The sequence below is a fragment of the Pseudolactococcus plantarum genome, from assembly GCF_002441715.1.
In the GTDB taxonomy this organism is placed as follows: Bacteria; Bacillota; Bacilli; order Lactobacillales; family Streptococcaceae; genus Pseudolactococcus; species Pseudolactococcus plantarum.
This window is the reverse complement of sequence record NZ_JXJX01000019.1, coordinates 1-8,196: the sequence shown is the minus strand read 5'-3', so window position 1 is coordinate 8,196 and position 8,196 is coordinate 1. Positions and strand designations below refer to the sequence as shown.

At 35.5% G+C, this 8,196-nt stretch carries 7 protein-coding genes and 1 pseudogene; all 8 read left to right on the top strand.

What is annotated here, in order from left to right; genetic code table 11:
- Nucleotides 1-228 precede the first annotated feature (228 nt).
- Nucleotides 229-1,992 (top strand): oleate hydratase, encoded by a 1,764-nt coding sequence (locus RU87_RS09250; RefSeq protein WP_068164857.1) that lies wholly within the window; start codon nt 229-231, stop codon nt 1,990-1,992.
- A 307-nt stretch (nt 1,993-2,299) separates the two neighbouring features.
- On the top strand, nt 2,300-2,890 hold the full coding sequence (locus RU87_RS09245; RefSeq protein ID WP_068164859.1) for a site-specific integrase: 591 nt from the start codon (nt 2,300-2,302) through the stop codon (nt 2,888-2,890).
- 551 nt (nt 2,891-3,441) lie between these two features.
- On the top strand, nt 3,442-3,807 hold the full coding sequence (locus RU87_RS09235) for a plasmid mobilization protein (protein WP_068164855.1): 366 nt from the start codon (nt 3,442-3,444) through the stop codon (nt 3,805-3,807).
- A pseudogene (locus RU87_RS09230) lies at nt 3,786-5,017 on the top strand (relaxase/mobilization nuclease domain-containing protein). The gene RU87_RS09235 and the pseudogene RU87_RS09230 overlap by 22 nt, the downstream one beginning before the upstream one ends.
- Nucleotides 5,014-5,637 (top strand): cell envelope integrity TolA family protein, encoded by a 624-nt coding sequence (locus tag RU87_RS09225; protein WP_068164853.1) that lies wholly within the window; start codon nt 5,014-5,016, stop codon nt 5,635-5,637. The pseudogene RU87_RS09230 and the gene RU87_RS09225 overlap by 4 nt, the downstream one beginning before the upstream one ends.
- Nucleotides 5,638-5,653: 16 nt before the next feature.
- Nucleotides 5,654-6,256, top strand: coding sequence for a protein adenylyltransferase Fic (gene fic / locus RU87_RS09220; protein WP_003131447.1), 603 nt, complete (start codon nt 5,654-5,656; stop codon nt 6,254-6,256).
- 397 nt (nt 6,257-6,653) lie between these two features.
- Entirely contained in the window at nt 6,654-7,985 is a 1,332-nt protein-coding gene (locus RU87_RS09215) for a RepB family plasmid replication initiator protein (protein WP_068164850.1), read from the top strand.
- On the top strand, nt 7,978-8,196 hold a 219-nt coding region (locus RU87_RS09210), incomplete at its 3' end, for a helix-turn-helix domain-containing protein (protein ID WP_489752596.1). The genes RU87_RS09215 and RU87_RS09210, both read left to right, overlap by 8 nt.

Below are 8,196 nucleotides of genomic sequence, written 5' to 3'. Positions count from 1 at the left end.
TTCCTCCTGCTATCTTTTTCTATTATTCTACCTTATTTGATAGTAGATTTAAAACTTTGCAACAGAACCTTTGATACTAATCCATAATTATTTTCCTTTAGTACAATAGACAAATGTGTTGATTTGTCTAATAGTTTTGAAAGGGTTTTCTTTACAAAAAGTAATGAAAAGTCTATAATCAAGTTAAGAAGGACGTTTATTTAGTGTCTATACAAAGGAGGCCCATTTATGTATTACAGTAACGGAAATTATGAAGCTTTTGCACGTCCAAGAAAGCCCAAAAATGTGGATCAAAAATCAGCGTATATTATTGGAGGAGGGCTGGCCGGATTGGCGACCGCTGTTTTCTTGGTGCGCGATGGACAAATGTCCGGAGAAAAAATTCATATATATGAGGAATTGCCTACTCCGGGTGGATCGTTAGATGGAGAAAAGCGTGCCAATATCGGCTTTGTGACACGTGGTGGTCGAGAAATGGAAAATCATTTTGAAACTATGTGGGACATGTATCGATCAATTCCTTCTTTAGAAATTGAAGACGCCTCTTACTTAGATGAATTTTATTGGCTAGATAAAGATGATCCAAATTCATCTAATACTCGCCTAATTTATAATCGGGGACAACGCGTCCCAACGGATGGCCTGTATACTTTGGATGAAAAATCTAAAGAATTAATAGATTTAGTTTTAACTCCTGAGTCAAAACTGGGTAAGACGACTATTGAGGAATTTTTCTCAAATGAGTTCTTTGAAAGTAATTTTTGGATGTACTGGGCAACTATGTTTGCTTTTGAAAAGTGGCATTCTGCAGTTGAGATGCGTCGATACACGATGCGATTTATTCATCATATTGATGGACTACCTGATTTTAGCGCCCTAAAGTTCAATAGGTACAATCAGTATGAGTCTATGGTTCTACCAATTATAAAGTATTTAGAGTCATATAATGTCGAATTCATCTATGATACACAAGTTAATAATGTTGTGGTAGATTTTGAAAATGACGAAAAAATTGCCAAAAAAATCGTGATCCAAGATGGTGATGATGTTAGCCTATCGCGTGATGATCTTGTATTCGTTACAAATGGTTCTATTACAGAAAGTTCAACATACGGAAGCCATGATAAACCCGCTCCTGTATCAAAAGAGTTGGGTGGTAGTTGGTCACTGTGGAAGAATCTGGCAGAACAATCTAATGATTTCGGTCATCCAGAAGTATTCTATGATAACCTACCCGAAAAAAGTTGGTTTGTGTCAGCGACAGCCACTATAAAATCACCAGAAATTGAACCCTACATTGAACGTCTAACCAATCGTGATTTGCATGATCACAAAATTAATACTGGTGGAATCATTACCATAACCGATTCGAACTGGTTAATGAGTTTTGCTGTTCACAGGCAGCCACATTTCAAAGAACAAAAAGAAAATGAAACAACTGTATGGATATATGGACTATATTCAGATACCAAAGGAAATTTTGTTAATAAGACCATCGTAGAAAGTTCTGGGGAAGAAATTACGCAAGAACTCCTTTATCACCTTGGTGTCCCTGAGTCCAAGATCAAACAATTGTCTAACCAAAACAATATAAATACCGTTCCAGTATTTATGCCGTTTATTACATCATACTTTATGCCCCGCGTTGCGGGTGATAGGCCAGATATTGTTCCTAAAGGGTCTGTTAATTTAGCCTTTATTGGTAATTTCGCAGAGTCACCTAGTAATGACACCGTGTTTACTACCGAATATTCAATTAGGACAGCCATGGAATCTGTCTATACTTTACTTGAAGTCGAACGCGCTGTTCCTGAAGTTTATGGCTCCATTTATGATATTCGAGAACTACTTAAAGCCATCTACTATATGGGAGATAAAAAAACCATTGATGAGGCTAATTTAGGAATTCCTAAATTAGCTAAAGTAGCTCTAAAAAAGAAGATAAAGGGAACGTTTATCGAAGAGCTACTTACCGAGAGTAAATTACTATAAAACATGGTAGCTGTTAAAACTCTCTGAATTATCAAAAACTGTTGCAAATTATTATAATGCGACATATTTCGATATGTAATAAGCTTTTCATTTTTGAAAAAGACTTGATGAAATATAATCATCAAGTCTTTTTTATAGCTACGTATTTTTTAAGAAATAACCTGATTACGGGAAAATGTATATAGGAAGTCCGGACTGCTTTATTTCTAAATCATAATCCGAGATAATCAAATGTATGAATTCTTATTATGAATGCTAAGATATGATTAAATCAAATAATAATGGGAACCAGAAAGGTAAAAATATTATGGTTCAACAAATCGTCCTCTCCATCAAAGATTCAAACATTTTAAAAATGGTTCAAGATACCTTGCTTGATAGTTTTCGTGCAGGGCGTCGCAATTACACCATCTTTCAAGTGGGGAAAGCCACTCTCTTAAGGGTAAGTGATGTCATGAAACTTAAAAAATCAGATGTCTTTAATCCTGATGGAACGGTTAAACAAACCGCTTTTATTCATGATCAAAAAACAGGAAAAGCGAATACGTTATATTTGAAACCAGTACAACAAGATTTATTAATTTATCATGATTGGCTGGTCCAACAAAATCTTAATTCTGAGTGGTTGTTTCCCTCAACGACTCAACCAGACCGTCACATCACCGAGAAGCAATTTTATAAGGTCATGGCACGTGTTGGTGATCTTTTAGGAATCAACTATCTAGGGACGCATACCATGCGTAAAACAGGCGCTTATCGGGTCTATACGCAGTCAAACTATAATATTGGTTTAGTGATGCATTTATTAAACCATTCAAGTGAAGCTATGACCTTAACGTATCTTGGATTAGATCAAGCTAGTCGAGAAACGATGTTAGACCAAATTGATTTTGGGTAATGAATGTTTAGAACTTAGTAGTCGTCCAAAAACGACTACTTTTTTTGTTGAATCGTCCAAGGACGATTCGATGCTTTTGACTTGTAAGAACAGGATTGAATGAAGCCATACTGTTCGCATATTTTTAGTGGATGAACGAATAAAAAATCTCTCGTATTTTGTTTGTTCATCCATGGTTTTAGAAAAAAGAGGGACGATTTCGGAAGAAGAAAATCGTCTCTTTTTTTTCTTCTTTTTGTATGACAAAAAGAAAGATCTTTTGCCTATTTTATTTTTATAAAATGGGTAGGTGGCGTTTGCGTAAAGCAAATCGACACAATCCAAAGGGGATAAAAGGGGAAAGTGAAACTTCCCCTTTTCAAGCCACATTGTAATACAAGAACGAAGTGCTTTGTATTACAATGTGATAGCTTGCAGTATTTATGGATTTATATGGTCTATTTTGTTATAATGATTGTAACAGAATAGGGCGCAATGCTTATTACAAAATCAATGACAAAGGGCGATTGAGGAATGAGCGCTGGGGCATTTTATCTTTGAGGAGGCTATTTATGGATCAGAAAGAAGTATCACAAAATCAAACAAAGTACATTCAATTTAGATTATCTGAAGAACAATACAATAAGCTGAAAATTTCAGGAGAAACATATGGACTCTCTCCGAATCTTTATGCGAAAAAATTAGCACAAAAATCTCATTTAAAAAAACCTTATCTCCAACATGACCAAGCGAAATCTTTATTATTAGAACTCTCAAAACAAGGAACCAATTTAAATCAAATCGCCAAGAAACTCAATCAATTCGATCGGATGGACAACCAAGATAAAGAGCTGATCGAGGCTTTACGCTATACATACGGAGTACTTGCTCAAGCTCAAAAGGGGTATCAAGAGTTATGGCAACAATTGCAAAAATAAGCAATGGCGCAAGTGCAGCGAGCGCCCTTAATTATGCTTTAGGTCAAGACAGACCTATGCATGAAAAAACTGAACAGTGGCTACAAGACCATCAATTGGAACGTCCTGTGGAGCTGACAAATTGTCGGGCAGTTGCCGTGGGTGGAACCAACGGGATTGATCCCTTTATTGCCAAAGAACAATTCGATGTCGTTCGACAACTTCATAACCAAACCAAAGAATCCAATCAAGTCTTGCGTATTACCCAATCTTTCGCCTTAGATGAACTGAATCCGAAAGTACAAAAGGACTGGCAAAAAGCCAACGATTTAGGCGTTGAGTTAGCAGAAAATCTCTATCCTAACCATCAAAGCGCTGTTTATACGCATTTAGACGGGAAAAATCACGTCTTACACAACCACATCATTGTCAATAAGGTCAATTTAGAGACAGGAAAGAAATTAAGAGAACAAAAAGGAGAAAGCGTTCAACGAGCACGAGAAATGAATGATCGACTCGCTTCTCGAGAAAACTGGCACATTTTAGAGCCACCAAAAGAGCGCCAAACAGAGACAGAAAAAGAACTAATCGCCAAAAATGAGTATTCTTACATGGATGATTTGAGAGAAAGAATCAATAAATCGCTTCAAGATGTCTCTGTGAGCTCATATGAGACGTTTAAAGAGCGTTTATCCGATAATGGTGAATTCTATCAGAAAGAGGCCAAATATTCTCATACGCCTTTTTAGACGCCAATAATAAGCAAAGACGAGCACGAGAGACCCGATTGGGTTCTGATTTTGGAAGGGAGACCATTTTACATGAGTTGGAAAACCGAGCAAGACAAAACGAATTTAGAGCTGTTGAACAACGAGAACCAGCGATTACTCCGCTTGAGCGAGACACTCAACAAAGAGAATCAGAAATTGTTAGCCTTGAACAAGCAATTGAACCAAGAAAATCAGAAGCTCTCAAACGAGAATCAACAATTAATCGATTTATTGACACACTCAAACAGCTTGCAGGACGAGTACCACAGCTTACTCAACGCGTTACAAGAAAATTAAAGCAAACAAAAGATAAAATACTCGATGATTTTGAACGTCGCTTTTCAAAGGACATGAAAAATTACGAGAAAGAACAACAGAAAAGCCTAGAAAAACAGGCGAATAGAGACGTACAGTCTGAAAAGAAACCAACAAAAGATCATGATCGGGGGATGAGTCGATGAATAAAGATGAACAACTCGTTGTTCAAGTATTAAATGCTTATAAAAATGGCAAAATTGATTTCAGTAACGTTCCAGAACTAGACCGCTTAGTCCGTCAAGAAGTTAATAAAGACTTTCGGGACTACCAAGAAAAAATAGAAGCTGTTGCGAATCAAAAAATTGAGTCTGCCATTCAAGAACAACTCCATCGTTTAGAGGCAGAAAGTTTAAAAGCAGACATACTGAAAGACATTCAAGTTGAAAAACAAGCATTACTCGCTTTGAAAAAAGAACTGAATGAACAAAAAGAGCAGATAAAAGCAGATCGCAAACGTGAGATTGTCGAACGTTACGGTATTCTGATTGCGAACATTGTCTGCCTGTTCTGTTTCTTAGTTGTCGGTATTCTCATCGGACGATGGATTTATAAAGGTATCTGGGATGGTTGGGGTTTGCATATTTTGTATGACACAGTGATGGAGATACGGCCTAAACATCCTTATGGGGCAGTCATTCTTGGATTAGGTGGATTTGGATTAATCGGTGCTGGCATCTATGGCAGTTTTCGATTAATGTATACCGCTTCAACATGGTTTGATCAACGTCCAAAAATTTTCAAAAGAATCTTTCCGAAAAAATAGAGAGTGAGGGGATATTTTGGTTTTAGATAATAAATTAGGCTTAACAAATTCAGCAGAATTAGCTAAACAAGAAGAGTTATTAACGAAAAAAAGAGCCAAAGAATTGTTTGAGTCTGGCAAAATAGAGGATCTGGAAATTGGGACGTTTCAAGGCTTATCTGATATTCATCAGTTTTTATTCCAAGATATTTACGACTTTGCAGGAAAAATTCGAGAAGTGAATATTGCGAAAGGAAACTTTCAATTTGCGCCACGTATTTTTTTAGCGCAAACACTTGAATATATTGATAAATTACCTCAAGAAACATTTGATGAAATTATTGATAAGTACTCGGATATGAATGTGGCGCATCCTTTTAGGGAAGGAAATGGACGAGCCACTCGTATCTGGTTGGATTTAATTCTTAAAAATAAACTACACAAAATCGTCGATTGGAATCAAATTGATAAGGATGAATATTTAAATGCCATGATCCGTAGTACAGTCAGCACCAATGAATTAAAATATTTGATTCAAAAGGCTTTAACCGATGATTTAGGAAAAGAACAATTCTTTAAAGGAATTGATGCGAGTTATTATTACGAGGGATATTATGAAATAAAAACAGAAGATTTATAAATAATCGATACAAACAGACGAATCAATATAGAATTTGATTCGTCTGTTTGCTTACGGGATGATTTTGACCTTTTCTTTTGACCTTAATTTTAAGATTTTTAAACGGAGTGAAAAAAGGCGAAGCCTATTCTTTATTTATCTTATATATTTTAATCTTTTGTTCTTTTGCGTGATAAAAAAGTTAGTGTTTACAAGGTTTTACAGTTTTTTATAGGGGAAAAAAGCGATGTATATAGGGAAAAAAAGCGATGTATACAGGGGAAAAAAGCGATGTATACAGGGGAAAAAAGTTTTAATTTCCCCTGTATTTTGGTATAATAAAAGCATAGAGAAATTATGACCGCAAAATCACTTTCTCTATGCCACCTTAAAATCACTCACAAAGGAGTAACTTTCTATGTCTATTATAGCAGAAAAACAAAAAAATCAAAAGCAGGTACTGACCGTGAATGACCTTGAAAAACGCAAAGTGGTGGAGCATAACAGCTTGATTACCTCTATTGCTAAAATGCAAAAGACCGCTCTAAAAATGTTTGAACTAGCAGTGTCTTGTATTGATACGGAAAATCCGCCCAAAGATAATATTATCTATCTTTCAAAAAAAGAGTTGTTTGCTTTTTTTGATGTATCATCAGCAAGTAAACACACACGTTTTAAAGAAGCCATTGAGTTGATGCAGAAACAAGCTTTTTTCCAAATTAAAGAAGTCAAAGATAAGGGTTATGAAATGACAAGCATTGTGCCTATTCCAACAGTTAAGTGGAACAGTTACAATGATGATGTAATGATACAATTTAATCAGTTTATTATGCCTTATCTGATTGACTTAAAGGCAGAGTTTACGCAATATAAAATTTCTGAATTAAAAGAACTCAATAGCAAATACAGCATTATCTTATATCGTTGGTTATCCATGAATTACAACCAGTACGAGCATTATAGTTATAAGGGTGGGCGCCGAGAAGAACAAGTTGAAGCCTACCGCAATCCCTTAATCACAGTAAAAGAATTACGAGAAATAACTGATACGGTTTCTTTGTATCAGACCTTCAAAGATTTTGATAGCTACGTATTGAAAAATTCTTTAAAGGAAATCAATGCCTATACGTCTTTTAACGTGACCTATGAGAAAGTCAAAAAAGGGCGGAGCATTGATAGCATTGTCTTTCATATCGCGAAAAAACCAGTTGCTAAAAATGAATATTATAAGCAAGAAGAACAAGACCCAGTTTATCTTGAAAACAAAGCAGACCGAGAAGTCAAACAACAAGCATTATTTACCGAAGCTATGCAAAGTCCTTACACCAAGTTATTAGGCGAAAAATGGCTGATTAATGTTGCTGATATGCAAGATATAAGTACCATGACAGGACTTGCAGAAAAAGTTTACCCACTATACGATGAACTCAAAGAAGCAAGGGGATTAAAAGGGGTAGAAACACATCTATCATACGTTGCAAGTAAGCAAGAGGGCTATTCTAAACGAAACGTGGTTAAGTACCTTAAAACAGCCATTAAGGGATATTTACCTACCGTTGCATTGCAAGACCTGGAACACCCTGAAAGAGCCAATTACAAAAAAACAAAACCACGAACCTTAGAAGAAGTAGGAAAAGATTTTTTTCCAGAATATGAGAACATAACGACTGAAACTGAAAAAGAAGAATTAAGACAAATGAAAGCAGAAATCGTCAAAAAGTTACGTGGCGAGGGTTTAGACCATGAGTGAGAACTTAAAAACAATAAAAGAGCTGGCGGACGAATTAGGTATTAGTAAAAAGTATTTACAAAACAAAATTAGTTATGAAAAAAAGAAACAAAATTTATCTATCGGAAATTGGAAAAAAATATCCGGAAAAAATACAATAGTATTATCTGACAAAGAACAAACATTAATAAAAAGTTGGTTAAACAGTCTAGAAGATAAGCAAGAAGATAAA

Excerpts from the sequence above, each read along its gene's own strand:
- RU87_RS09250 (WP_068164857.1), top strand. The coding sequence starts at position 229 with ATGTATTACAGTAACGGAAATTATGAAGCTTTTGCACGTCCAAGAAAG.
- RU87_RS09245 (WP_068164859.1), top strand. The coding sequence starts at position 2,300 with ATGGTTCAACAAATCGTCCTCTCCATCAAAGATTCAAACATTTTAAAA.
- RU87_RS09235 (WP_068164855.1), top strand. The coding sequence starts at position 3,442 with ATGGATCAGAAAGAAGTATCACAAAATCAAACAAAGTACATTCAATTT.
- RU87_RS09225 (WP_068164853.1), top strand. The coding sequence starts at position 5,014 with ATGAATAAAGATGAACAACTCGTTGTTCAAGTATTAAATGCTTATAAA.
- RU87_RS09215 (WP_068164850.1), top strand. The coding sequence starts at position 6,654 with ATGTCTATTATAGCAGAAAAACAAAAAAATCAAAAGCAGGTACTGACC.